Source organism: Amycolatopsis sp. NPDC006125, from assembly GCF_040614195.1.
GTDB lineage: Bacteria > Actinomycetota > Actinomycetes > Mycobacteriales > Pseudonocardiaceae > Amycolatopsis_E > Amycolatopsis_E tucumanensis.
The window spans coordinates 17,792-42,921 of record NZ_JBEXTZ010000078.1; the positions used below are offsets into that span (position 1 = coordinate 17,792).

Annotated in this window: 24 protein-coding genes; 7 read left to right on the forward strand and 17 right to left on the reverse strand. The window is 71.5% G+C overall.

Translation table 11 applies throughout. The annotated features are described in order from the left end of the window. Positions 1-10: 10 nt before the first annotated feature. The 12 genes from fabG to ABZ193_RS31445 all read right to left on the reverse strand — a co-directional run bounded on the left by fabG (position 11) and on the right by ABZ193_RS31445 (position 15,215). Positions 11-751, reverse strand: a complete 741-nt coding sequence (fabG, locus tag ABZ193_RS31390; protein ID WP_237337684.1) for a 3-oxoacyl-ACP reductase FabG — start codon at positions 749-751, stop codon at positions 11-13. Positions 752-794: 43 nt separating this feature from the next. Then, positions 795-1,478: a sirohydrochlorin chelatase gene (locus ABZ193_RS31395; protein ID WP_237337685.1), complete on the reverse strand. Its 684-nt coding sequence runs from the start codon at positions 1,476-1,478 to the stop codon at positions 795-797. Then, complete coding sequence (locus ABZ193_RS31400; RefSeq protein ID WP_020419773.1) at positions 1,475-2,587, reverse strand: uroporphyrinogen-III synthase; 1,113 nt, start codon at positions 2,585-2,587, stop codon at positions 1,475-1,477. Before ABZ193_RS31400 ends, ABZ193_RS31395 begins: the two co-directional genes overlap by 4 nt. Beyond that, a complete protein-coding gene (nirD, locus tag ABZ193_RS31405; RefSeq protein ID WP_237337686.1) occupies positions 2,584-2,934 on the reverse strand; it encodes a nitrite reductase small subunit NirD in 351 nt (116 codons plus the stop codon). The genes ABZ193_RS31400 and nirD overlap by 4 nt, the downstream gene beginning before the upstream one ends. After that, the gene (gene nirB / locus ABZ193_RS31410; protein WP_354712487.1) at positions 2,931-5,474 is read right to left on the reverse strand and encodes a nitrite reductase large subunit NirB; all 2,544 of its coding nucleotides are present in this window, start codon (positions 5,472-5,474) and stop codon (positions 2,931-2,933) included. The genes nirD and nirB overlap by 4 nt, the downstream gene beginning before the upstream one ends. A 27-nt stretch (positions 5,475-5,501) precedes the next feature. Then, a complete protein-coding gene (locus tag ABZ193_RS31415) occupies positions 5,502-6,875 on the reverse strand; it encodes a nitrate/nitrite transporter (protein WP_237337688.1) in 1,374 nt (457 codons plus the stop codon). An 8-nt stretch (positions 6,876-6,883) separates the two neighbouring features. Continuing rightward, on the reverse strand, positions 6,884-8,326 hold the full coding sequence (locus ABZ193_RS31420) for an FAD-dependent oxidoreductase (protein ID WP_354712488.1): 1,443 nt from the start codon (positions 8,324-8,326) through the stop codon (positions 6,884-6,886). After that, the gene (locus tag ABZ193_RS31425) at positions 8,323-10,335 is read right to left on the reverse strand and encodes a molybdopterin-dependent oxidoreductase (RefSeq protein ID WP_354712492.1); all 2,013 of its coding nucleotides are present in this window, start codon (positions 10,333-10,335) and stop codon (positions 8,323-8,325) included. The genes ABZ193_RS31420 and ABZ193_RS31425 overlap by 4 nt, the downstream gene beginning before the upstream one ends. Positions 10,336-10,530: 195 nt before the next feature. Next, on the reverse strand, positions 10,531-11,334 hold the full coding sequence (locus ABZ193_RS31430) for a TIGR02569 family protein (protein WP_354712489.1): 804 nt from the start codon (positions 11,332-11,334) through the stop codon (positions 10,531-10,533). Positions 11,335-11,724: 390 nt separating this feature from the next. Further along, positions 11,725-12,903, reverse strand: coding sequence for an adenylyltransferase/sulfurtransferase MoeZ (moeZ, locus tag ABZ193_RS31435; RefSeq protein WP_017986964.1), 1,179 nt, complete (start codon positions 12,901-12,903; stop codon positions 11,725-11,727). A 100-nt stretch (positions 12,904-13,003) separates the two neighbouring features. Beyond that, positions 13,004-14,122, reverse strand: coding sequence for a DUF3152 domain-containing protein (locus tag ABZ193_RS31440; protein WP_157358642.1), 1,119 nt, complete (start codon positions 14,120-14,122; stop codon positions 13,004-13,006). Between the two features lie 82 nt (positions 14,123-14,204). Further along, positions 14,205-15,215 carry an alpha/beta hydrolase gene (locus ABZ193_RS31445; protein ID WP_027936127.1) on the reverse strand — a complete coding sequence of 337 codons (1,011 nt, stop codon included), beginning with the start codon at positions 15,213-15,215 and terminating at the stop codon, positions 14,205-14,207. A gap of 84 nt (positions 15,216-15,299) precedes the next feature. Here ABZ193_RS31445 and ABZ193_RS31450 point away from each other — a divergent pair, with 84 nt between their 5' ends. Beyond that, entirely contained in the window at positions 15,300-15,938 is a 639-nt protein-coding gene (locus ABZ193_RS31450) for a TetR/AcrR family transcriptional regulator (RefSeq protein ID WP_027932365.1), read from the forward strand. Positions 15,939-16,212: 274 nt separating this feature from the next. On the opposite strand, the gene ABZ193_RS31455 is transcribed toward ABZ193_RS31450, so the two are convergent. Continuing rightward, positions 16,213-17,106 carry an alpha/beta fold hydrolase gene (locus tag ABZ193_RS31455; protein WP_354712490.1) on the reverse strand — a complete coding sequence of 298 codons (894 nt, stop codon included), beginning with the start codon at positions 17,104-17,106 and terminating at the stop codon, positions 16,213-16,215. Continuing rightward, positions 17,103-18,008 carry a diiron oxygenase gene (locus ABZ193_RS31460; protein WP_237337692.1) on the reverse strand — a complete coding sequence of 302 codons (906 nt, stop codon included), beginning with the start codon at positions 18,006-18,008 and terminating at the stop codon, positions 17,103-17,105. Before ABZ193_RS31460 ends, ABZ193_RS31455 begins: the two co-directional genes overlap by 4 nt. A 50-nt stretch (positions 18,009-18,058) precedes the next feature. On the opposite strand from ABZ193_RS31460, the gene ABZ193_RS31465 reads away from it, so the two are divergent. The 3 genes from ABZ193_RS31465 to ABZ193_RS31475 all read left to right on the forward strand — a co-directional run bounded on the left by ABZ193_RS31465 (position 18,059) and on the right by ABZ193_RS31475 (position 19,636). Further along, the gene (locus ABZ193_RS31465) at positions 18,059-18,826 is read left to right on the forward strand and encodes a TetR/AcrR family transcriptional regulator (protein ID WP_027936129.1); all 768 of its coding nucleotides are present in this window, start codon (positions 18,059-18,061) and stop codon (positions 18,824-18,826) included. After that, positions 18,816-19,133 (forward strand): DUF4873 domain-containing protein, encoded by a 318-nt coding sequence (locus ABZ193_RS31470; RefSeq protein WP_020419785.1) that lies wholly within the window; start codon positions 18,816-18,818, stop codon positions 19,131-19,133. The genes ABZ193_RS31465 and ABZ193_RS31470 overlap by 11 nt, the downstream gene beginning before the upstream one ends. A gap of 92 nt (positions 19,134-19,225) precedes the next feature. Beyond that, positions 19,226-19,636: a hypothetical protein gene (locus ABZ193_RS31475; protein WP_237337693.1), complete on the forward strand. Its 411-nt coding sequence runs from the start codon at positions 19,226-19,228 to the stop codon at positions 19,634-19,636. A 21-nt stretch (positions 19,637-19,657) separates the two neighbouring features. Here the strand turns inward: ABZ193_RS31475 and ABZ193_RS31480 are convergent, their stop codons facing one another. After that, the gene (locus ABZ193_RS31480; RefSeq protein ID WP_017986956.1) at positions 19,658-19,888 is read right to left on the reverse strand and encodes a DUF3107 domain-containing protein; all 231 of its coding nucleotides are present in this window, start codon (positions 19,886-19,888) and stop codon (positions 19,658-19,660) included. A gap of 43 nt (positions 19,889-19,931) precedes the next feature. Further along, on the reverse strand, positions 19,932-20,579 hold the full coding sequence (locus tag ABZ193_RS31485) for a ferritin-like fold-containing protein (RefSeq protein WP_017986955.1): 648 nt from the start codon (positions 20,577-20,579) through the stop codon (positions 19,932-19,934). Positions 20,580-20,917: 338 nt separating this feature from the next. Here ABZ193_RS31485 and ABZ193_RS31490 point away from each other — a divergent pair, with 338 nt between their 5' ends. The 3 genes from ABZ193_RS31490 to ABZ193_RS31500 are packed head-to-tail and all read left to right on the forward strand — an operon-like array spanning position 20,918 to position 24,764. Then, positions 20,918-22,534 (forward strand): DEAD/DEAH box helicase, encoded by a 1,617-nt coding sequence (locus tag ABZ193_RS31490; protein WP_237337694.1) that lies wholly within the window; start codon positions 20,918-20,920, stop codon positions 22,532-22,534. A gap of 47 nt (positions 22,535-22,581) precedes the next feature. Continuing rightward, positions 22,582-23,937, forward strand: a complete 1,356-nt coding sequence (locus ABZ193_RS31495) for a PQQ-like beta-propeller repeat protein (protein WP_237337695.1) — start codon at positions 22,582-22,584, stop codon at positions 23,935-23,937. After that, the gene (locus ABZ193_RS31500) at positions 23,934-24,764 is read left to right on the forward strand and encodes an alpha/beta hydrolase (protein ID WP_237337696.1); all 831 of its coding nucleotides are present in this window, start codon (positions 23,934-23,936) and stop codon (positions 24,762-24,764) included. The genes ABZ193_RS31495 and ABZ193_RS31500 overlap by 4 nt, the downstream gene beginning before the upstream one ends. Here the strand turns inward: ABZ193_RS31500 and ABZ193_RS31505 are convergent. Then, positions 24,761-25,130 (reverse strand): transposase (locus tag ABZ193_RS31505; RefSeq protein ID WP_354712491.1); only part of this gene is annotated, 370 nt, incomplete at its 5' end. The genes ABZ193_RS31500 and ABZ193_RS31505 overlap by 4 nt on opposite strands.

Here is a 25,130-nt window from a genome sequence, read left to right on the forward strand (position 1 = left end):
ACCTGTGAGCTCAGCGCAACGCGCTGCCGATGCTGATCCCGCCGTCGACGTCGAGCACGACTCCCGTCACGTAGCCGGCCGCCTCGGAGCACAGGTACGCCGCGGCCTCCGCGATGTCCGCCGGGTCGCCGATGTGCCCGGCGGGCACCCGCGCGGCGAGCTTCGCCCGCGCCTTGTCGTCCATGGACGCCAGCATCGGGGTCGCGATGAGCCCGGGCGCGATCGCGTTCGACGTCACGCCGTGGCGGGCTCCTTCGAGCGCGATCGTGCGCGCCATCCCCACTACACCGGCCTTCGCCGCGGCGTAGTTGGCCTGCCCGAAGTTGCCGCGCCAGCACATCGACGAGAACGACAGCACCCGCCCGTACCCCTGCCGCTTCATCACCGGGAACACCGCGCGGCTGCAGTTGAACATGCCGCGCAGGCTGACGTTCAGCACCGCGTCCCACTCGTCGTCGGTCATCCGCTCCAGCCGGTTGTCGCGGATCACGCCGGCGTTGTTGACCAGCACATCGACGCGCCCGAACTCGAACAGCGCCTCCGCGACCCACGAGTCGACCTGCTCGGGATCGGACACGTCGACCACCGACGTGCGCACGTCGATGCAGTCGACCGCCGTTTCCTTCAGCGCACCCTCGTTGACGTCGCACAACGCGAGCGACGCCCCCTCGTCGGCGAACCTGTGCGCCATGGCCCTGCCGAGCCCCTGCCCGGCACCGGTGATCAGAACGACCCTGTTCGTGTAACGCATCACAGAAACAGAAATTACTGTTTCAACCAGCGAATCACAAGGGTCAGGCGGCGACCGCGAGCTGCCGCTGCGCCTGCTGGTACCTGGCCAGCACCAGGTCGACCACGTCCGGGTGCACGCCGAGCGGGTCCGCCACCACGTCGGCGCCCGCCTCCAGCACCTTCCGCTGGAACAGCCCCGGCGCGAGCAGCCACGACGCCACTGCCACCCGGCGTCCGCGGCCCCGCGCGCGGGCGACCGCGTCCGCGACCGAGGGCCGCGCCGTCGCGACGTAACCCACCTGCACGGACACACCCAGCAGGACACCGAGCGCATCCGCGGCGACGCGCACCTCGGCCAGCGCGCGCGGATCACTGGAGCCCGCCGCGGCCAGCACGACCGCGTCGCCCGCGCGGTAGCCCGCCCACTCCAGCCGGTCGCGCATCACGCCGACCAGCTCCGGCGCCGGGCCGAACGGGCCGGCCAGCAGGACGTTGCGGTGCCCGCTCGCCGCGATCTGCGCCGGGATGTCGGTGCGCACGTGATACCCGGCCGCCAGGAACGCCGGCACGACGATCGCCTGGTACCCGCGCACCGAGTCGAGCACCGTGGTCACGTCCGGCTGCCGCACGTCGGCGTAGGCCACCCGCACCGGCACCGGCGTCTCGGCCCGCACCCGCTCGGCCAGTTCCTCGATCACCCGCGCGCCCTGCGGGTCCCGCGTTCCATGCGCTGCCAGCACGATCATCGTTCCACCGCCAACCGGTATCCGCGCTTCACCACGGTCTGCACGAGCTTCCCCTCGCCGAGCGACGTGCGCAGCCGCCCGATCGCGGTCTCCACCGCGTGTTCCTCACCGCCGCTGGGCAACGCGGATGTCAGCTCCCGCCGGGAGACCACCCGGCCCGGCTCACGGGCCAGCGCCCGCAGCACCGCCATCGGCGCCGGCGCCACCTCGCACAGCTGACCGTCCACAATGGCCGCCTGACCGCGCAGCTCGATGAGCCGCCCGGCCGCGCACAGCTTCGGTGACCGCTCGACCAGCGCCTGCGCCACCGTCCGCGCCAGCGCGCCGATCCGCGCCCGCTCCGGCTGCACCGTGGGGATCCCGACGGCGGCCAGCGGAGCCGCGGTGATCGGCCCGACGCACGCGACCAGCACCCGGTGCGTCAACGCGTCGACCAGCGCCGCGAGGCGTCCGGTGCGCTTGGCCATCGCCAGCGTGCTCGCCGCGGCAGGCGCGCTGGTGAACGGCAACGCGTCCACCGAGCCGTCCAGCACCGCGTCGATCAGCCGGTCCAGCGGCCCCGGGTCGGACGGCCCGACCCAGCGGTACACCGGCACCTCGATGACCTCGGCCCCGGCCTCCCGCAACGACTCCACGAAGTACGGCAGCGGCTCGCCGTGCAGCTGCACCGCGATCCGCTGACCCTCCACACCGGACTCCAGCAGGTGCTGGAGCAGCTCCGCGCTGCTTTCCGAAGCGGGCGAGTAGCTCTCGGACAACCCGGCCGCGCGGATCGCACCCCGCGCCTTCGGGCCGCGAGCCAGCAGCGACGCCTTGCCGAGCTGGTCGACCAGCGCATCGCCGAGACCCCAGCCCTCGGCCGCCTCGACCCACCCGCGGAACCCGATGCCGGTGGTCGCCACGACCACGTCGACCGGCTCCTCCAGCATTCGCACGGTCGCGGCGTGCAGCTCGGTGTCGTCGGCGAGCGGCACGATCCGGATCGCCGGCCCGTACCGCACGGTCGCGCCCTTGCGCACCAGCAGCGCGCCGAGCTCGTCCGCGCGGCGCGCGGCCGTGATGCCCACCGCGAAACCGGCGAGCGGGAGGATTCCGGAGGAATCGATCATGGTTGGATGTACACCACGCCCTCGATCACCCGCACGGGATACGTCCGCACAGCCACCGTTTCGTCCTCCAGAGAGTAGCCCGTGGCCAGCTCGAAACGGTGTTTCAGCATGGGCGATGCGACGTGCGGCACACCCTTGACGTCGCCGATGATCCCCCGCGACAGCACGGCCGCCTTGGTGAACGGGTCCACATTGGACAGGGCGTAGACGTCGTCGGTCATGGTGCGGAAGATCGCCACCTGCCGCCCGTCCGGCAGCAGCGCGGCCACTCCGCGACCGGGGATCAACCGGTCGAACCGGCAGATCTCGACCACCTCCGTGGCGCGCTTCTCCTCCACCGCGGTCATCGCGAAACCACCTCCGGGACACCCAGCAGGACGGGGACTTTCTGCTCTCGCTCCGCGCGGAACGAGATGGTCGGGTCGGGCGTGCCCGGCGCGTTGACGAACGACGTGAACCGGGCCAGCTTCTCCGGGTCCTCCAGCACGCCGCGCCACTCGTCGGCGTAGTTCTCCACGTGCTTGGCCATCGCGGCGTCCAGCTCCTCGCAGATGCCGAGCTTGTCGTCGACGATCACCGCACGCAGGTGGTCCAGCCCGCCGTCCATCTCCTCGACCCACGGCGCGGTGCGCTGCAGGCGGTCGGCGGTGCGGACGTAGAACATCAGGAACCGGTCGATGTAGGTGATCAGCGTGTCCTTGTCCAGGTCGGACGCCAGCAGCTCGGCGTGGCGCGGCAGGGCCCCGCCGTTGCCGCCGACGTAGAGGTTCCAGCCCTTCTCGGTGGCGATCACGCCGAAGTCCTTGCCGCGGGCCTCCGCGCACTCGCGGGCGCACCCGGAGACACCGGCCTTGAGCTTGTGCGGCGACCGCAGGCCGCGGTAGCGCAGCTCCAGCTCGACGGCCAGTCCGACGCTGTCCTGCACGCCGTAGCGGCACCACGTCGATCCGACGCACGACTTCACCGTGCGCAGCGACTTGCCGTACGCGTGGCCGGACTCCATGCCCGCGTCCACCAGCCGCCTCCAGATGTGCGGCAGCTGGTCCACGGTCGCGCCGAACAGGTCGATCCGCTGCCCGCCGGTGATCTTGGTGTAGAGCCCGAACTCCTCGGCGACCTCGGCGATGACCTTGAGCTTCGCCGGGGTGATCTCGCCGCCGGGGATCCGCGGCACCACCGAGTAGGTGCCGTTGCGCTGCATGTTCGCCAGGAAGTGGTCGTTGGTGTCCTGCAGCGTGGCCTGCTCGCCGGCCAGGACGTGCCCGCCGTCGCGGTCGGTCGTGTCCAGCGTGGCGAGGATCGAGGCCACGGCCGGCTTGCAGATCTCGCAGCCGGCGCCGGTGCCGTGCTTGGCGATCAGCTCGCCGAACGTGGTGATGCGGGTGGCGCTGAGGATCTGGAACAGCTCCTGGCGCGAGTAGGCGAAGTGCTCGCACAGCGCCTTGGACTGCTCGACCCCGCAGGCGTCCAGCAGCTTGGCCAGCATCGGCACGCACGAACCACACGTCGTGCCCGCCTTGGTGCAGCCCTTGATCTTCGCGACGCTGTCGCAGCCCTCGTCGTGGATGGCGCTGGTGATGGCGCCCTTGCTGACCGCGTTGCACGAGCAGATCTGCGCCTCGTCCGGCAGCGCGTCCACACCCACGGCGCTGGAACCGCCCTCGGGAGCCAGCATCGCGGCCGGGTCAGCCGGCAGCGGGCTGCCGACCAGCGGGCGGAGCAGGTTGTAGGCGCTCGCGTCGCCGACCAGCACACCGCCCAGCAGCAGCCGCTTGCCGTCGCTGTCCTCTTCGGACACCACGAGCTTCTTGTAGTAACCGCCGACGGCGTCGGAGAGCACGACCTCGACCGAGTTCTCCGTGGTGGCGTGCGCGTCGCCGAAGCTGGCGACGTCCACGCCCATCAGCTTGAGCTTGGTGGACAGGTCCGCGCCCGGGAACTCGCCGGTCTTGCCGAGCAGCTGCGCGGCGACGATCTCGGCCATCGTGTAGCCCGGCGCGACCAGGCCGTAGCAGCGGCCCTCGACCGCGGCGCACTCGCCGACCGCCCAGATGTCCGGATCACTGGTGCGGCAGGCCAGATCCGTGATGATGCCGCCGCGCTCGCCGACCTCCAGCCCGGACGAGCGGGCCAGGTCGTCGCGCGGGCGGACACCGGCGGAGAACACCACCAGGTCCAGGTCCAGCTCGGTGCCGTTGGTGAGCTTGGTGAACAGCCGGTCGCCGTCCTGCTCGATCTTCTCCGCCGACGTTCCGGTGTGGACGGTCAGGTCGAGGTCGGTGACCAGCTTGCGCAACAGCCGGCCACCGCCGTCGTCGACCTGGATCGGCATGAGCCGCGGCGCCATCTCGACCACGTGCGGCGACAGGCCCATGTCGCGCAGGGCCTTCGCCGCCTCCAGCCCGAGCAGGCCGCCGCCGACGACCATCGCCGCGGCGCGGCCGCGCTTGGTCGCCTTCGCGTGTTCGACCGCGGCGCGGATCGCGTCCAGGTCCTCGATCGTGCGGTAGACGAAGCAGCCCGGCAGGTCGTGGCCCGGCACCGGCGGCACGAACGGCCGCGAGCCGGTGGCCAGCACGAGCGCGTCGTAGGCCTGCACGTGGCCGGACGCCGTGGTGACCTTCCTGGCCGCGCGGTCGATCGCGGTGACCGGGTCGCCCAGCCGCAGCTCGACGAGGTCGTCACCCGCGTAGTCCGAACCGGACAGGGTGAGCGCCTGGACGTCCCAGCCATCCACGTAGGAGGTCAGGGCCACCCGGTCGTAGGCCGGGCGCGGCTCCTCGGCGAGCACGACCACCCGCCAGGCGCCCTCGGTGTCCTCGGCCCGCAGTGCCTCCACCAGTCGATGGCTCACCATGCCGTTCCCGACGACGACGAGTGTGCGCATTACCGAAACCTCCTGCTTTCTCTTGCTTCAGACCCGGGCGCCGGCCAGAGCCAGCCCGCGCTCGCTCACCGGTGCGTCCGACTTGCGGAGGTACACCGCCCAGGTGAGGACGAAGCAGATCCCGTAGAAGACGAGGAACCCGACGAACGCCGGCACGCCGCTCTTGGTGTCCAGGAAGGACTGCCGGAACGCCAGGTTGATGAACAGACCGCCGAGCGCGCCGACCGCGCCGGCCAGGCCGATGAGTGCGCCGGAGCGCTTGCGGGCCTTGAGCAGCTCGGCCGCCTCGTCCGCGCCGGCCGCGATCGCCGCCTTGGCCTTGGTGCGGAAGATGGCCGGGATGCTCTTGTAGGTGGAGCCGTTGCCGACCCCGGTCAGCACGAACAACACGATGAACGCGGTGGTGAACAACGCCAGCGACTGCGTGTTCGACGCGATGATCAGGATGACGGTCATCACCGCCATGCCGACGAACGTGGTGAACGTGACCCGCGAGCCGCCGAGCTTGTCCGCCAGCCAGCCACCGGCCGGTCGCGAGAACGAGCCGAGCAGCGGGCCGAGGAAGGTGACCGCGGCGGCCTGCAGCGGGGTGCGGCCGAACTGGTTCTGCAGCACCAGGCCGAAGGCGAAGCTGTAGCCGATGAACGAGCCGAAGGTGCCGATGTAGAGGAACGACATCACCCAGGTGTGGGCGTCGCCGATGATCTCGCGCATCGCCTTCTTGTCGTTCTTGACGGACGCGATGTTGTCCATGAACAACGCCGAGCACAGCGCCGCGACGACGATCAGCGGGATGTAGATGAAGAGGATGATCCGCGGCGCGCCGGTGCCCGCCGTGGCGATGATCAGCAGGCCGAGCAGCTGGATCACGGCGACGCCCAGGTTGCCGCCGCCCGCGTTCAGGCCGAGCGCCATGCCCTTGGCCTTCTCCGGGAAGAACGCGTTGATGTTGGTCATCGACGACGCGAAGTTGCCGCCGCCGACACCGCCCAGCGCCGCCACGATCAGGAAGCCCCACAGCGGGGTGCCGGGCTCCATCACGATCGCCGCGCCGACGCTCGGGATCAGCAGCAGCATCGCGCTGACGATCGTCCAGTTGCGACCGCCGAACTTCGCCACCGCCCAGCTGTAGGGCAGCCGCGCGATCGCACCGACCAGCGTCGGCGTGGAGGTCAGCAGGAACTTGTCGGCGGCCGAGAACCCGTACTGCGGCCCCATGAACAGGACCATGACCGACCACAGTGTCCAGATGGAGAAGCCGATGTGCTCGGAGAAGATCGAGAACCACAGGTTGCGGTTGGCGATCTTCTTGCCGGTGGACTCCCAGAACGACTCGTTCTCGGGCTCCCAGTGCTCGATCCAGTGCTTGCGCCCAGCGGGCGCGTTCGTCGTTGTCGTCATGTCACTCCTCAGGCGGTGGTGGCGAGCCAGTCGGCGATGCCGCAGACGGCGTCGCGACAGCTGCCACATCCGGTTGTCGCTCGGGTCACGGAAGCGAGCTCGGTGACGTCGGTGGCACCGGCGCGGAACGCCTCGACCAGCCGGCCCTTCGTCACCGAGTTGCACCGGCAGACGACGGCGGCCGCCGGGATGTCGGCGGGGCTCGACGCGACGGTCGCCCCGCCCGGCAGCGCGCGCCCGAGCAGGACGGCGAGCCGGTCTTCGGGAACCGGGACACCCCGGTCGAACAGGTGCGTGATGTTCGCGGCGGCGTCCGGCGCACCCAGCAGGATCGCCCCGGCCACCCGCTCGCCGCGGACGACGAGCTTCGCGTAGCGGCCACGGGTCGGGTCGGTCAGGCACACGACCTCGGCGTCCGGGTCGGCGGCGTCGGTGTGCACGTCGCCGAGCGCGGTGAGGTCGATGCCGCGCGCCTTCAGCTTGGTGATCACCTGCGTGCCGCGGTACCGCGCGGACACGTCGGCGCCGGTCAGCAGGTCGGCCAGCACCTTGGCCTGCTGCCAGGCCGGCTCGACCAGGCCGGACACCGTGCCGGGGTGCTGCGCGCAGTCGCCGATCGCGTGAATGCGGCCGTCGCTGGTGCGCATCGCGTCGTCGACCACGATGCCGCGGTCCACCTCCAGGCCGGCCTCGACCGCGAGCGTGGTTTCAGCCCGCACGCCGGTGCTGACGACGACCAGGTCGGCGTGGACCTTGCTGCCGTCGTCGAGCTTGAGCCCGTCACCAGGCAGGTACCGGGCCGCGCCCGCGCCGAGCTTGAAGTCGATGCCCAGCTCGCCCAGCGCCTTGGCCAGCACGCCACCGGCGCCCGCGTCGAGCTGGCGTTCCATCACGTGCCCGACCGGGTGCACGACGGTCACCAGGTTGCCGCGCCCCGCCAGGCCGCGGGCGGCCTCCAGGCCGAGCAGCCCGCCGCCCAGCACCGCAACCGGCGCGCCGGCCTTGGCGGCGTCCAGGATGCGGTCGCAGTCGTCCAGCGTGCGGAAGGTGACCACGCCCGGCGCGGGCGTGCCGTCCTCCAGGGTCAGGCCCTCGACCGGCGGCAGCCACGGGCGGCTCCCGGTGGCCAGCACCAGCGCGTCGTAGTCCACAGTGGACCCGTCGCTGAGCCGGATCCGCCGGGCGGCGCGGTCGATGTGCTCGGCCTTGACGTCCGTGCGCAGGTCGACGTTGTGCGCGTCCGCCCACCCGGCGTCGTGCAGGCGGACCATCTCCGGGCGCATCGTGCCTGCGACGACGGCGGAGAGCAGCACGCGGTTGTACGCGGCGTGCGGCTCCTCGCCGATGACGGTCAGCGTGACGCGCGTGCCTTCCGGATCGCGGGCCCGGATCTCGTCGGCGAGCCGGGCCCCGGCCATGCCGTAGCCCAGCACCACCACCTTGCGGGTCATTCCGCACCGTCCTTCGTGGTCAGGCGAACCGCGCACACCTTGAACTCGGGCATGCGGCTCGTCGGGTCCAGGGCGGGGTTGGTCAACAGGTTCGCCCGCTGCGCGCCGGGGAAGTGGAACGGCAGGAACACCGTGTCCGGCCGCATCGAGGCGACGCACCGCACCCGTGCGGTGGTCTCCCCGCGCCGGGAGACCACCGCCGCCCAGTCGCCGTCGGCCAGTCCGGCGCGGGCGGCGGTGTCCGGGTGCACCTCGACGTAGGCCTCGGGCACCACGTCGTTCAGCTCGCCGACCAGCCGGGTCTGCGCCCCGGACTGGTAGTGCTGCAGCACCCGGCCGGTGGTCGCGATCAGCGGGAACTCGTCGTCGGTCGGCTCGGCGGGGCCGCGGTGCTCGACCGGGACGAACCGCGCGCGGCCGTCCGGGTGGGCGAAGGAGTCCAGGAACATCCGCGGCGTCCCGGCGTGCTCGGTGCCGGGCACCGGCCAGTACAGGGCCTCGCCGTCGTGCAGGCGCTCGTAGGTGACGCCGGAGTAGTCCGCGAGCCCGCCCCTCGAAGCCTCGCGCAGTTCGGCGAACACGGTCTTCGCCTCGACCGGGAAACGTCCTGCCGGCTGCCCGAGGCGCTGCGCGAGTCCATTGAGGACCTCCAGGTCGCTGCGGACGCCGGCGGGCGGGTCGATCGCCTTCTGCCGCAACAGGATGCGGCCCTCCAGGTTCGTCATCGTGCCGCTCTCCTCGGCCCACTGCGTGACCGGGAGTACGACGTCGGCCATCGCGGCGGTCTCGGACAGCACGAAGTCCGCGACGACGAGGAGGTCCAGGCCGCGCAACCGGTCCGCGACGTGCGCCGAGCGCGGGGCGGACACCACGACGTTGCTGCCGAACACGAGCATCGCCTTGGGGCCGGTCTCGGTGCCCAGAGCGTCGAGCAGTTCGTAGGCCGAGCGGCCGGGTCCGGGCAGCTCGGCGGGGTCGACTCCCCACACGCGCGCGACGTGCTCGCGGGCGGCCGGGTCGTCGATCTTGCGGTAGCCGGGCAGCTGGTCGGCCTTCTGGCCGTGCTCCCGCCCGCCCTGGCCGTTGCCCTGTCCGGTGAGGCAGCCGTACCCGGAGCCTTCGCGGCCGGGCAGGCCGAGCGCCAGCGCCAGGTTGATCCAGGCGCTCACGGTGTCCGAACCGCTGGCGTGCTGCTCGGTGCCGCGCGCGGTGAGGATGTAGGCGTTGCGGGCGTTGGCCAGCAGGGTGGCGACGCGGCGCTGGTCGGCTGCGGCGACACCGGTGATCCGCTCGACGCGCTCCGGCCACCAGCGGGCCGCGATCTGCCACACCGCGTCGAAGCCGCGGGTGCGCTGCTCGACGTAGTCGCGGTCGAACAGGCCCTCGGCGACCAGCGCGTGCAGGATGCCCAGCGCCAAGGCGAGATCGGTGCCCGGCGCGGGCGCGAGGTGCAGGCTCGCCTGGTCCGCGGTCGGCGTGCGGCGCGGGTCGACCACGACCAGCCCGCCGGTGTCGATGGCCCTGCGCAGGTGCTGCATGAACGGCGGCATGGTTTCGGCCGGGTTCGAGCCGATCAGCAGGACCGCGTCCGCGCCGCCGACGTCGGTCAGCGGGAACGGCAGGCCGCGGTCGAGGCCGAACGCCTTGTTGCCTGCCGCCGCGGCGGACGACATGCAGAACCGGCCGTTGTAGTCGACCTGCGAGGTGCCCAGCGCGACGCGGGCGAACTTGCCGAGCAGGTAGCTCTTTTCGTTGGTGAGGCCGCCGCCGCCGAACAGGGCGACTCCGTCCCGGCCGTGCTCGGCCTGGACCTCGGTGATCCGGCGCGCGACGAGGTCGAGCGCGTCGTCCCAGGTCGCGGGCACCAGCTCGCCGTCGACCCGGACCAGCGGCGTGGTCAGCCGCGCCGGGGTGGTGAGCAGGCTGCCCGACGTCCAGCCCTTCTGGCACAGGCCGCCGCCGTTGGTGGGGAACTCGCGGGGTGCGACGGCGGTGCCGGACAGGCTCATCCCGCACTGCAGGGCGCAGTAGGGACAGTGGGTGGCCACTTTGACCTGGGGTTCCGCGGTGAGCGTCACGCGCACCTCCTTCCGCCTCTGCCCAGAGACGGTAGGAACGGCGTGTTACCTGAAAACTCCCAAATGTTTCAGGCGTTTGACATTGCTACGGCATTTCGGGCGATGCCCGGTGAGAAGTGACGGGCGCTACAGGATCTCACTCACCGCGGCCGCGGCGGCACGCAAACCGTCCAGGGAAGCGGCCGTGGCACGCGGGCTGAGGGCGTTGCCTGCCAGCCGGAACAGCACGGCGCGCAGCAGGAGCTGGGGCCATTCCGGCAGGTGGGACCAGCGCTGGAGGAAGTCGGGGGCGGCGTCACCCCAGGCGACCGCGTCGACGGCGGCGACCGCGGCGCCCCATTCGGCGGGCCGGTAGAACGGGTCGAAGTCGACGATGCCGGGCGGGGCGTCGCCGTCGAAGAGGACGGCGCCGAAGAGGTCACCCGGCACGACCTGGTCCGGCAGCCCCACGGGTCTTCGCGCCACCGCGAGGACCTCGAACCAGCGGCCGCCCTTGGCCTCGTCGACCGGCACCTCGGCCTCACCCCAGGCGACGCGGTCGGCGATCGCGTCGGGGTCGGTCCGGGCGGCGAGGTGCTTCGGGCACGGCAAGCCGGTGAGGGCGTGGGCCAGTTTGAGGGCGGCGAGCATGATCTCGTCGTGCCGGTGCTCGGGCACGCCGTCGAGGTAGCGGCGGGCCGCCCAACCCGCGACGATCCACCGCCCGTCCCGGGCCCGCTGCGGCCGGGCGATGCGCAGGTCGGGGACGTCGAGGGCGTGCATGGTGCCGGCGAGCCAGAGCGCCTTCGGCCGGTCCCGCACGGGGGTCAGGACGACGTCGCCGCAGCGGTGCGCCCGCCCACCCGGCAGCGGCTCCGGGGTGGTGTGCTGGAGGCCGAACGCCATCAGGACAGTCGCCGGTGGCTGACCTGCTCTCGGACCGTCGGGCACCGCCCGAGATTACCGCGTGGCGACGACGTTTTTCCCGCGTTCAAGCCGTGGGTTCCGCGGCCGGGAAGAGGATCGGGCTGAGCAGGTAGCGCGCGCGTTGCGCGGTGGTCTCGTTCGCCGACCACCGGGATGGTGCTGCTGGCCACAACCGCCCAGCCGATCACGAGGCCGCGGTCCGCGCCGCGCGGCACCTCGACTCCCTCGGCGGGCTCCCGGCCACCATCGTCCGGCAGACCACGCTGGTCGGCGGCCCGGGCCGGACCCCGTCGACGACCTGGCCCGCGGGCGCACCGGAACGCCGCGGTGATCGACGCGATCGCCGCTCGGTCGGTGTGACGAAGAAGGCCCACCACGGCGAACCGCGATGGGCCTTCTTCCGTCATGAACCGCTCAGTACGTCGGCAGGCTCTGGTCGATCTGCCGCGCCCAGGCGAGCACACCGCCGCCGAGGTGCGTGGCGTCCTTGAACCCGGCCCGGTGCAGCGCCGCCAGCGCCTCCGCCGACCGGGCGCCCGACTTGCAGTGCAGCACGATCGGCTTGTCCTGCGGCAGCTCCGCCAGCGCCTCGCCCGACAGGATGCGGTCCTTCGGGATCAGCTTGGCGCCCTTGATGTTCACGATCTCGTACTCGTGCGGCTCGCGGACGTCGATGAGCTCGAAGTTCTCGCCCGCGTCGAACTTGGCCTTCAGCTCCGCCGGGGTGATGGTGCTGCCCGACGCGGCCTGCTGCGCCTCGTCCGAAACGACACCACAGAACGCCTCGTAGTCGATCAGTTCGGTGATCTTCGGCGTCTCCGGGTCCTTGCGGATCTTGACCTCGCGGTACTTCATCTCCAGCGCGTCGTAGCTGATCAGGCGGCCGAGCAGCGGCTCACCGATACCGGTGATCAGCTTGATCGCCTCGGTCACCATGATCGAGCCGATCGAGGCGCACAGCACGCCCAGCACGCCACCCTCGGCGCACGAGGGGACCATGCCCGGAGGCGGCGGCTCGGGGTAGAGGTCGCGGTAGTTCAGGCCCTGACCGTTCGGCGCGTCCTCCCAGAACACGCTGACCTGGCCCTCGAACCGGAAGATCGAACCCCACACGTACGGCTTGCCCAGCAGCACGGCGGCGTCGTTGACCAGGTAGCGGGTCGCGAAGTTGTCCGTGCCGTCCAGGATCAGGTCGTAGCCGCGGAAGACGTCCAGCGCGTTCGCGGTGGTCAGCTGCTCGGTGTGCAGGATGACGTTGACGAACGGGTTGATCTCGGCGATCGACTCCTTGGCCGAGACGGCCTTGGGCTTGCCGATGTCGGACTGGCCGTGGATGACCTGGCGCTGCAGGTTCGACTCGTCGACGACGTCGAAGTCGATGACGCCGAGCGTCCCGACGCCCGCGGCGGCGAGGTACAGCAGCGCGGGGCTGCCGAGGCCGCCCGCACCGATGACCAGGACCTTCGCGTTCTTCAGCCGCTTCTGCCCGTCCATCCCGACATCCGGGATGATCAGGTGCCGACTGTAGCGGGCCACCTCTTCCTTGGTGAGTTCGGCCGCCGGCTCCACGAGCGGCGGCAGCGTGCCTGCCATCGGTCCTCCAAGTTCGCGCGGCTGTCGTTGTCGCTTCCCCAAGTATCCACAACACGGAGCGCGACCGGACTCTTCCCGCCGTCCCAGGATGTGGAACGCGTCAGCCCGCGGGGGCCGAATCGCCGAACTGCAGCACCGGCCAGGCGTTCGGGACACAGGTCTTGCCGTCGGCCGGCACGGCCTTCGAGTTGTACTGGTCGACCGCGTTCAGCTGGGCCACGTAGTTGTTCGACACGCCGAAGGTCTGCTGCATCATCACGGGCGCCAGCGCGCCGTTCTCCTGGCAGCCCACGTGCGATTTCCCCAGCGCGTGCCCGACCTCGTGGTTGATCGCGTACTGCCGGTACATCCCGAGGTCGGTGAACGCGAGCCCACCGCGGACCCACCTGGCGAGGTTGATCACCACGCGGTGGTCGAACGCCCGCGAGTAGCAGGAGGTCGGGAAGGGGATGCTGAACCCGCACACGTCCGGCCGCTTGGCGGTGTCCGGCGTGGTGAGGCTCACGCGGAAGTCGATGTCCGGGTAGTCCGCGCCGACCCGCTGCAGCTTGACCTTGCCGGTGCCGATCCAGCTGCGCACGTCCGACAGCGTCCGCTCGACGGCGCTGGCGAAGGCGTCGTCACCGGCGTAACTGGCGGCGTCGATGCCGTTTTCGACCTCGATCGTGTAGTGGTAAAGCTTCCCGCCGCTGCCGGCCTCCTTGCCGCTCACGCCGTCGTTCGGCACCGGGACGACGTGGTAGGCCATGGAGCCGCTCTGCGTGAAATCACCGCCGGTCGGCAGCTCGGCGGTGGGGATGTTGAGGTCGCGCGGCGCGGCCGGCTGTTCGGAGAGCGCGTTGTCCCCGCCCTGCCCGGCGCCGCCGTCGAGGGTCTGCGCCGCGGAGTTCGTCTGCGGCGGGGCCGGCTCGGTCGCGGTGTTGAACACCACCAGGACGGTGATCACGACGAGGACCGGCAACGCGTACACGCGCCAGCCGTAGGCGCCCACGAGACGGCCGACCTTGCCCTTGCGGCGCCGCGCCCGGCGGGCTTCCTCCGGGTCCTGCTCGAGCTGCGCCTGCGGCGGCTTCCACGACGCGGCCAGCGGCTCGGCCTGCACGCGCCGCGCGCGCGGCCGGTAGCGGTCCTCGCTCAGGCGCACCGACGACCGGCCCGACGGGGGCGCGTACTGTGCTCGCCGTCCTTCGCCACGCTCGCCGCTGCTCGCCCGCTTCACGGGTCCCAGATTGCCACATGCGCAGAGTTACGCAACGCGCGACCAAGCCGTCACGGAGCGAGCTCGGATTAACTCGAATGGGCTACCACGAACCGGCAGCGACCGCCTCCCACATACCCAGAACGGCCTTCGCTACGACAACCGGGCGTTCCATCTGCGCCACGTGACCGGTCCGCGGCAGCACGAGGAGCCGCCCGCGCGGCAGCAACTTCGCGGTCCGCGCGGCCCGGCGGACCGAGATCACCTTGTCCTCGGTGCCCCACACCACCAGCGTGGGAACCGTCACGTTGGGCGTCACCCGCCACAGCGATGCCGCGCCCCGCGCGAACCAGGTGCGGAAGATCCCGAACGTGCTGCGCGACATCGCCACGTTCGCCCAGGCCAGCTCGGCGCGCGCGCTGTGCTCCTCGACCAGCTCGGCCATCCGGTGCTCGGGGAAGGAGTCCGGGTCGGCGAAGCACAGCTTGATGACCATCTTGGCGCGCTGGTGCGCGGTGTAGGCGGCGAGCTTGCGCCGGGCGCGGCGGCCGACGAACGGCAGGTAGGCCAGCGCCATCAGCGGATCGGACAGCCGGCGCGGGTCCGGCCGCCGGTCCGGCATCGCCGGCGAGATCAACGTCAGCGTCTTGACCAGCTCGGGGTGCCGCGCCGCGACGAGGAGCGAGACCGCGCCGCCCATCGAGTTGCCGATGAGGTGCACCGGGCCCGCGCCGAGCCCCTCCGCGAACCTGGCGACCACCTCGGCGTGCGCGTCGAGGCTGAAATCGAAGGCGCGTTCCGGCTCGGAGAACCCGAAGCCGGGCAGGTCGATCGCCGCTCCCCCGGCCGTCGGCGCCAGCAGGGCGGCCAGGTCGGTCCAGTTCGTCGACGACCCGCCGAGGCCGTGCACGTAGAGGACCGTCTCCTCCGCCGCGCCCGGCGTGCGCCGGACGTGCAGCGAGACGCCGCCGACCTGCTCGGTTTTCCCCGGCCACGGCGGGAGTTTCGGGTCGAGTTCGGGTAACTCACGAGTGGACAGCGGTACGTGCGTGACGGGCACCCTGGGCGCCCCGGGATCCGGGGACGGCCGGGAAGCCGGGACGGTGTCGGTCATCAATCCAGGATGCCTACCCACCCGGCCCTTGGCGACTCGGCGATACCGGCGAGTAATCTCGAACGGGTTCTTTGGGAGGAAAGCATGACGGAGACTGCGGCGGCGCAACAGCGGGGAGTCCGGCTACCCCGGACCGAGCGGCGCGCTCAGCTTCTGGCCGCGGCGCAGCGGGTCTTCTCGGCAAACGGGTACCACGCGGCGGCCATGGACGAGATCGCCGAGCAGGCGGGAGTCAGCAAGCCGGTGCTGTACCAGCACTTCCCGGGCAAGCTGGACCTCTACACCGCGCTGCTGGAGAACCACGTCGACGAGCTGGTCGCGCGCGTGAACGAGGCGCTCGCCTCGACCACCGACAACAAGCTCCGCGTGCGGGCCGCCGTCGGCGCGTTCTTCGACTTCGTCGCCAGCGAGACCGGCGCCTTCCGGATGATCTTCGAGTCCGACCTGCGGGGCGAGCCCGTCGTGCAGGAGGCCGTCGACCGCGCCACCACCGAGTGCGTCAACGCGATCACGGACACGATCACCGCCGACGCGGGCCTGGACGAGGGCCGGGCGCGCCTGCTGGCGGTCGGCCTGGTCGGGTTGAGCCAGGTCAGCGCCCGGTTCTGGCTGGCCCACCACAGCACGATGAGCCGCGAGGAGGCAGTGTCGCTGACCGCGACGCTCGCCTGGCGCGGCATCGGCGGCGGCTTCCCGCTCCAGCACACGCCAGGCGATTCCTGAAATGTCGGGTCGGCCTGTGTAGTGGTGCGGGTGGCGGAACCTCAGAATCCCGCCCGCCGGCCCGACCACCACCCTTCATCCACCCCTGGTGGACGCGCTCCGCGCGGCAGTGCCGACCACCACGTCGGCGCTGTCCTCGCGAGGAGGCGCCCGCCCGTCTCCCACCACCACCCTCAAACGACGCGCTCCGCGCGGCTGAGCTGACTCAGAACCCGCGGCGGTGCCGGCTGCGAGGGCGGCGGAAGCGGCTCCGCCGCCCTCAAAACGCTCGGTCCTAGTTCTCCAGCAGGCGGCTCAGCCGCTTCGCGACCTCGCGCGTCCGCTCGTAGGTCAGCTCGTGGCCGGCGCCGGGGAAGAGCACGAACTCCGCCTCGGGCAGTTCCTCGGCGATCACGCGCGCGTGGTGCACCGGTGTGATCCGGTCCCGGTCGCCGACCATCACCACCGTGGGCGTGCCGCGCAGGGTCGCGAGCGCCTTGCGCCGGTCGTGGTCGGACATCGAGTCGCGGAAGCCGCCGACGCTGCGCGGGTGCGCACGCAGGAACTGCTCCGTCATCGCCCGCACGTCGGCCCGCCGCACCTTCTTCCCGAACGCCAGCCACTTCACCGACGGCCGGGCCAGCGGCGCCGGGATCGGCACGTGCTCGGCGCCCCACCGGTTCAGCAGCCGCCCGAACGTCTTGTCGACGCGCGCCGCCACCCGTCCGGCCCGCCCGTTCAGCCCGAGCGTGAGCCGGTCCATGTCGCAGCACGAGGTGGCGATGAACGCGACCCCGTCCACCCTCGATTCGACCAGCTCCGGGTGCCGCTCGGCCAGCGCCATCACGGTCATCCCGCCCATCGAGTGCCCGGCCAGTACGAGCCTGCCCTCCGGCGCCAGCTCCGCGATCAGCTCGGCGAGGTCGTCGGCCAGCTGCGCGACCGTCGCCGTCCCCGGCTTCGCCGGCTCCGACCAGCCGTGCCCGCGGTGGTCGTAGCGCAAGACCTGGACCCCGGTCGGCAGCAGCGGCAGGACCGGGTCCCACTCCAGGTGGTCCTGCGTCCACGCGTGCACCAGCACCAGGGTGACCGCGGCGTCGCGCGGTCCGGACAGCTCGACGTGGAGGGCGGTGCCGTCGCTCGTCGTGAAGCGACGGTCCGTCCCCCTCCGACGGACCGTCGCCGTCATCGGGCCCCCAGCAGGAAGGACTTGCGCCACCAGTACGTGCCCGGCTGGCCGACGAGCCCGGCGTCGTCGAGGAACGCCATGATGCGCTCGCCGGACCAGCGCAGGGTCTCGTGCCAGTGCGGGTTGTTCATGGCCGCCTCCCACGCCTCGCGCGGGTTGAGGCCGACCGCCTTGTAGACGCGCGGGTTGATCAGGCTGCGGGTGATCGCGAAGCTGACGACGGCGATGAGCCAGCGCTGGTAGAGCAGCTCGGCCTTGTTCAGCTTCGCCATGCCGCGGGTGACCTCCTCGCGGGCGAAGGTCACGTGCCGCGCCTCTTCGAGCACGTGGATGCGGTTGACCATGCGCACGAGCGGCTGGATGTCCTCGTCGGCCATGCTCTCCCGCTGGATCCGGTCGAGGATCTCCTCGGCGACCAGGATCGATCCGTACAGCGCGGGCCCGTAGCCGATGAACGGCAGCAGCTTGCCCAGCCGGTGCACGATCTTCACCGGGCCGTACGCCGGCGCGCCGACGGCTTCGACCGAGCGCGCGAACATCGTCGAGTGGCGGCACTCGTCGGCGATCTCGGCGAGCGCGTACTGCACGTGCCGCGTGGTCGGGTCGGAGTTGTAGACCTCCTTGAGCAGCAGCTGCATCAGCAGCACCTCGAAGAAGATGCCGTTGCTGGCGATGCTGGCGAGCTCGTGCTTGCCCAGTTCGAGTCGCTGTTCCTCGGTGAGCCGGTCCCACAGGTGGGTGCCGTAGAGCGAGCTGCGGCGCTCCAGCTGGAAGGGCTTGCCCTCGGCCAGCGGGGCGGACCAGTCGATGTCGACGTCGGGGTCGTAGAACTTGTTGGCCGAGGACTTCAGCAACCGGTCGGCGGTCTTCTCGCGGCCGTGGTCGTCCAGCGTTCGCGTCATCGCGTGCTCCCCACATTGTGTAACCCGTGGTAACAGTTACCTCTGGTAGCATGAGGCGCGTGACGGATCGTGTCAAGCGCAGCGGCAAGCACCCTTCGGCAGGCGAGCCGGCGACCGGCGACGCGCGCCGGGACCGGTGGCGCAAGCACCGGGTCGAGCGCCGGGCCGAGTTCGTCGAGGCGGCGCTGAAGGCGCTGGACGAGCGCGGTCCCGACCTGGCGATGGACGACGTGGCGGTCGCCGCCGGGGTCACCAAACCGGTGCTGTACCGGCACTTCGCAGACAAGGCCGACCTGTACGACGCGCTCGGCCAGCGGGGCACCGAGCTGCTGTTCTCGCGGCTGGTCCCGGCGATCAACGCGGAGCTGGCGCCGGTGCCGCGGATCCGCATGGCGCTGGACGCGTTCTTCACCGTCATCGAGGAGCACCCGAACCTGTACCGGCTGCTGGTGCGCGGCTCGTTCGCGGGCAAGCCGGCCGACGCCGACGTGGTGGCCGAGGACAAGGAACTGATCGCGACCGCGCTGACCGCCCTGCTCGGCGACTACATGCGGATGTTCAACATGGACTCCGGCGCGGCCGAGCCGTGGGCGTACGGGATCGTCGGGATGGTCCAGAACACCGGTGAGTGGTGGCTGGAGCGCCGGTCGATGAGCCGGGACAGCGTCGTGGAGTACCTGACGCAGATCATCTGGGCCGCGATCGACGGGCTGGCCCGCCAGCACGGGGTCACGATCGACCCGAACAAGCCGCTGGAGGAGAACAAGATCGTCCAGCTCGGACGGGTGCGCCCGAAGGAGGAGACGGATGTCGGCTGACGACGAAGACGGCTACACCGGTCCCGCGACGGTGGTGGTGGACGGCGCCGAGGTGCCGGTCGAGGTGGAGCTGAGGGGCCACTTCCAGCCCATCGACGGCTACTACCGCTGGTACGGCCGCATCGCGCCGAGCGCCCGGCTGGACGAGCTGTGCGGCGGCCGGAAGAAGAAGGGCGAGATCCGCACCCCGGACGGCTCCGCGACGGGCGAGCTGTCGGACCCCGACCCGTGGGGCCGCTACCGCATCCTGGGGACGAGCACGCCGCCGTTCACGGTGCCGAAAACGCTCGCCGAACTGGCCGACTGACGCGTCACGGAGTGGTCGAGGGGCACGGGGTGCCGCGCTCCTTGGCCGCGGCGTAGAGGTGGCAGCCGGTGGTCGCGCCGAGCAGGGCTCGCTTGGCGGAACCTGAAGACCAGCTCACCGCCGTAAGCGTCGCTGAACCGGATTTCGATCCCCGTGTCCGGGCCCGCGCGCTCGGTCTTGATCCGGTCGAAGCCGTTGCGCGAGTGGCTGTCGATGTCCTCGGCCTGCCGCAGCACCTCGCCCACCCGGTCGGCGAGTTCCGCATCGGCGAGGACGCGGGCCTCACACATGGCCGCAGCTGGTCAAGACGCCATCGCACGACCTGCGCCAAGCCGATCATCAGATCGGCTCCCGCCATTCCTCGGGGCGCGCAGCCGCAACATCACTGGAGTAATAAGCTCGACGGCTTTGCCGATACGCGGCGCGTAACCTGCCAGCAGCTCGCCGACCGGGATCAACGCGCACTCTACGAAACGACGAAAGGGGCGTCCACCTCGTGGTGAACGCCCCCTCCGCGAGAAGACTTACGAACCGACCGCGAACCCGACCCGGCGCACGTCCGAGGGCGCGATCTCCACGTAGGCGATCCGGTCCGACGGGACCAGGAACTTGCGGCCCTTCTCGTCGGTGAGGCTGAACAGGCCGTCCTCGGTCTTCAGCGCGTCGGCGACCAGCTTCTCGACCTCCTCGGCGGACTGGCCACTGGACACCACCAGCTCACGCGGGGTGTCCTTGATGCCGATCTTGACCTCCACCTGTTACCTCCGACTGGTTCTGCCACGTACTCCACCGCCCAGGCTAGCCCAGCCCGAGCACCTGCATCCGTTTGGTGTGCCCCTGCTGCAACCGCCGGAAGAGCCCGGCGATTCCCGACAGGTCGCCCGAGCCGGACACGATCAGCTCGGCCAGCGGGTCCCGCTCGGCCACCACGTACTGCGCCTGGGTCAGCGCCTCGCCGAGCAGCCGCCGTCCCCACAGCGCCAGCTTGTCCCGCGTCTTGGGGTCGGCCTCGATGCCGGCGGCGACCTCCCGCTCGGCGAACGCCGAGTGCCCGGTGTCGGCGAGCACCGTGACGACGAGGTCCTTGGTCTCCGGGTCCAGCCAGCTGCCCACCTCGCGGTAGAGGTCCGCCGCCAGCCCGTCCCCGACGTAGGCCTTGACCAGCGATTCCAGCCACGACTTCGGCGCGGTGGACGCGTGCCAGGCGTCGAACCGGGCCACGAACGGCGCCATCGCGTCCTCGACGCGCCTGCCGTGCTCGGCGAGGAACTTCGCCAGCATCTCGTAGTGCCCGATCTCGGCGGCCGCCATCGCCGACAGCGCGGCGCGCCCGGACAGGGTGGGCGCCTTCCGCGCGTCCTCCGCCATCCGGTCGAACGCGGACAATTCGCCGTAGGCGATGACCCCGAGCAGGTCGACGACGCCTTCGCTGATCTCTCGTGTCACGGCCGTGAGCGTACCGCCGTCACGGGGAGACGAATCTAACGTGGACACACCGGGCCGAAATGCCGAGGCCGGGGCCGTACCGGTTACAATTGGACGGGAAAGCTACCGCATCCGCAGTAGCGCGCCCCACCCGAGGCACACCCGCCTCGACTCGCCGGAGGACGAGCAGACCCCGGGCGCCACTGTGAGCGGCAGGTAATGCGCGTGCACGCCGTCCAGGCATTCCCGGTGGACCTTCCCGCCGGTTGAGTGCCGAATCTCGACCAGGCCGTGCGCGCTGGTAGAGAGAGGCGATCACACTGACCGCGAACATTCCCGACAACAACGAGATCGACCCGGTGGCCCTCGAGCACAGCGAGACGGGCGTCCCGGACACCGACACCTCCCACCCGCTGCAGGCCGACCACGTCGAACCGGCCACCCCCACCTTCGCCGAGCTGGGCGTCCGCCCCGAGATCGTGCGCGCGCTCGCCGAGGCCGGCATCGAGCACACCTTCGCCATCCAGGCCCTCACGCTGCCGCTCGCGCTGGCCGGCGACGACCTGATCGGCCAGGCCCGCACCGGCATGGGCAAGACGCTGGGCTTCGGCGTCCCGCTGCTGCAGCGCGTGGTCTCCCCCGGCGACGGCACCCCGCAGGCCCTGGTGGTCGTCCCGACCCGCGAGCTGTGCCTGCAGGTCACCCGCGACCTCACCGACGCGGGCAAGCACCTGAACGTGCGCACGCTGGCGATCTACGGCGGCCGCCCGTACGAGCAGCAGATCAGCGCCCTGCGCAAGGGCGTCGACGTGGTCGTCGGCACCCCGGGCCGCCTGCTGGACCTGGCCGAGCAGAAGGCGCTGGTCCTCGGCAAGGTCCGCGCGCTGGTGCTGGACGAGGCCGACGAGATGCTCGACCTGGGCTTCCTGCCCGACATCGAGCGCATCCTCGGCATGGTGCCCGACCAGCGGCAGACCATGCTGTTCTCGGCCACAATGCCGGACCCGATCATCAAGCTGGCCCGCACCTTCCTCAACCGCCCGACGCACGTGCGCGCCGAGGAGAACGACTCCAGCGCGGTGCACGAGCGCACCACCCAGTTCGCCTACCGGGCGCACTCGCTCGACAAGCCCGAGCTGATCGCCCGCGTGCTGCAGGCCAAGGACCGCGGCCTGACGATGATCTTCACCCGCACCAAGCGCACCGCGCAGAAGGTGGCCGACGACCTCGCCGAGCGCGGGTTCGCCGCCGCGGCGGTGCACGGCGACCTCGGCCAGGGCGCTCGCGAGCAGGCGCTGCGCGCGTTCCGCTCCGGCAAGGTCGACGTGCTGGTCGCCACCGACGTTGCCGCTCGCGGCATCGACGTCACCGACGTGACGCACGTGATCAACTACCAGACGCCCGAGGACGAGAGCACGTACGTGCACCGCATCGGCCGCACCGGCCGCGCGGGCAAGACCGGTGTCGCGATCACGCTGGTCGACTGGGACGACATGCACCGCTGGCAGGCCATCAACGACGCGCTCAAGCTCGACATGGCCGAGCCGGTCGAGACGTACTCGACGTCGAAGCACCTGTTCAGCGACCTGGACATCCCGGAGGACGCCACCGGGCGGCTGCCGCTGTCCAAGCGCACCCGCGCCGGCCTGGCCGCCGAGCCGGAGGAGCAGATGGGCGGCCGTCGCCGGAGCGGCGGCGCGACCACCCGCAACCGTCGCCGCACCCGCGGCGCCGCGAAGGCCGAGGGCGAGCAGGCCGAGGCCACCGGCGAGCCGTCGGGTGAGGAGCGCCGTCCGCGCCGCCGCACCCGCGGTGGCAAGGCGGTCGGCGACACCTCGGGCCCGGCGGAGAAGGGCCCGACCGAGCGCGAGGGCGGCGAGGCCGCGGAGCGTCCCGCCCGTCGCCGCCGCCGTCGCCGTTCGGGCTCGGCCAGCGCGACGGCGAACACGTCTGATACACCGGGTTCGGCAGACTGAGGCCGACCGGCGCCGCGGGGGCGCCGGCGAACACCGGGAGCAGGAACGTGAGCGAGCCCGAGGCGGGTGGACGGCACCGCCGTCCCGACGGGGGCGAGGTCGCCGGGCCGATCGGCGCGGAGGACGTGCTGGCCGGCGCTCCCGCCCCGGCGCCGGCTCCGGAACGGCCGCGACGCGAGCGGCCGTCCCCGTGGAACCGGCCCCGTGACCGGGTCGTCGCGGTCCTGATCGTCGTCGTCGTGGCCGTCACCGGTGTCGTGATCTGGGCAGGCAGCGCGAGCCGGGCGACCATCCAGGAGACGTCCGCGCCGGGCGCTCCCCTGCCGCCCGCGCCGGCGACCGTGCCGCCGACGCTGCGCGAGCTGTGGCAGGCGCCCAGCGACTCGGCACCGGTCCCGATCGCCGAGGGCACGGCCGTGGCCACCGCGAACGGCGGCGAGATCGCCGGGCGCGACCCGCTGACCGGCGAGGTGCGCTGGCGCTACGCCCGCGACCTGACGCTGTGCACCGCCGCCGAGGCCTGGGGCCGGGTGCTGGCGGTGTACCGCAAGGACGGCGTGAACGGCGAGTCCGGCTGTTCCGAAGTGATCGGGCTCGGCATCGACACGGGCCTGCGCAAGGCGCAGCGCACCGGCAGCGCGCCGCTGGGCACGCGGCTGGTGACCGACGGCAGCCAGGTCACCGCGACCGGGCCCGAACTGCTCGTGACCTGGCGGGACGACCTCGTCGAGACCAACGAGTACGGCAAGGTCCCCGCCCTGGTGAACCCGAACAAGCAGCCGCGCACGGGCTGCACCTACGGCTCGGTCGCGATGGCGTCGGGCCGGCTCGGCGTGATCGAGCGGTGCCCCGGCGACCCCGGCGACCGGCTGACGGTGATGAAGTCCGTGCCCAAGGAGTCGGACGAGCCGCAGGTGTCGTTCAGCGCCATCGTGGCCGGGCACAACGCGAAGATGGTCGCGATGTCGGGTGATCACACGGCGGTCGCGTTGCCGGACCAGAGGCTGCTGGTGCTCTACGACGCCGACGGCGAGCAGACCGCGGCCTACCCGCTGGACCTGCCCGCGTCGGACCTGGCGCAGGACCCGGCCGGGCTGGCGCCGGTCACGTCGACGACGTCGGCGAACGTGTACTGGTTCACCGGGTCGAAGATGATGGCGCTGTCCCGGGACAACCTGACTCCACTGTGGACGTTGAACAGCGCGCTCGGCCCCGGGATCACCTTCGCGCACCAGCTGGTCGTGCCGATCCAGGGCGGGCTGGCGGTGCTGAACGAGTCGGACGGGTCGACGATCCGCACGATCGCGGTGGACCGGCACGGCTACACCGGGCCGGTGCGCCTGGCCGCGCTGGGGCCGGTGCTGCTCGAACAGCGTGGGAACACGCTGGTCGCGTTTTCGTGACGGCGCAGCTGACCCCTCACGGGGCGGAGAAGGTGCGCCTGCGGGGCCTGGCCGCGCTGCGCACGCCCGCTCCGGCGAAGGCGACCGTCGTGCTGGTGCCCGGGTACACCGGGTCCAAAGAGGACTTCGCGCCGCTGCTGGACGGCTTGGCGGACGGTGGTTTCCGCGCGGTCGCGATCGACCTGCCGGGCCAGTTCGAGTCGCCGGGCCCGCCTGACGAGGAGGCTTACCTGCCTGCCGCGCTGGGTTCCGTGGTGGCCGGGCTGATCTCGGACATCGACGGGCCGGTGGTGCTGCTCGGCCACTCCTACGGTGGGCTGGTGGCGCGGGCGGCGGTGCTGGCGGGCGCGCCGGTCGCGGGGTTGACGTTGCTGGACAGCGGACCCGGCGAGTTGCCGGAAGGCGCCCGGCGGCAGGCGTTGGGCGCGGGCGAGCCGGTGTTGCGGCAGTCCGGTTTGGACGAGGTGTACCGGGTGCGGGAGCAGGTGAGCGCGCGGTCGCCGTTGTGGACCGCGATGCCCACGGACCTGAAGGACTTCCTGCGACTGCGTTTCCTGGCCTCGAACCCGGCCGGGCTGCTCGGAATGGCGCGCGGCCTGCGCACGGAGCCGGACCGGGTGCCCGAACTCGCCGCGACGGGCGTGCCAACGCAGGTGATAGCCGGCGAACGCGACGACGCCTGGAGCGTCCCGGCACAGCGCGAAATGGCGGCCCGCCTGGGAGCGCCCTTCGAACTCATCCCCGGCGCGGCACACTCACCGAACACCGAAAACCCGGCTGTGTTGTTGAAGGTGCTGCTGACCAGGTGGCGGGAGTGGGTGGCCTAGGCCGTGTCTGACAATGTCTTTGTCCAGGTGATGGTGTCGTGGATGAGGATGGCGGTGCGGTAGAGCGTGGCCAATTTGTCGTAGCGGGTGGCGATGCCGCGCCATTGTTTGAGCTCGTTGAAGCTGCGTTCGATGACGTTGCGTCCGCGGTAGTCGACCTCGTTGAAGGCGGGTGGTCGTCCGCCGCGGGAGCCGCGGCGTTTGCGGTGTCGGGCTTGGTCGGCCGGTTCGGGGATGACCGCCTGGATCCCCCGCCTGCGTAGGTGTGTGCGGATGGCGCGGGAGGAGTAGGCCTTGTCCCCGCGCACCCGGTCGGGGCGGGTCCGTGCTCGCCCGCCGCCCTGTCGGGGCACCTGCAGGTGGGCC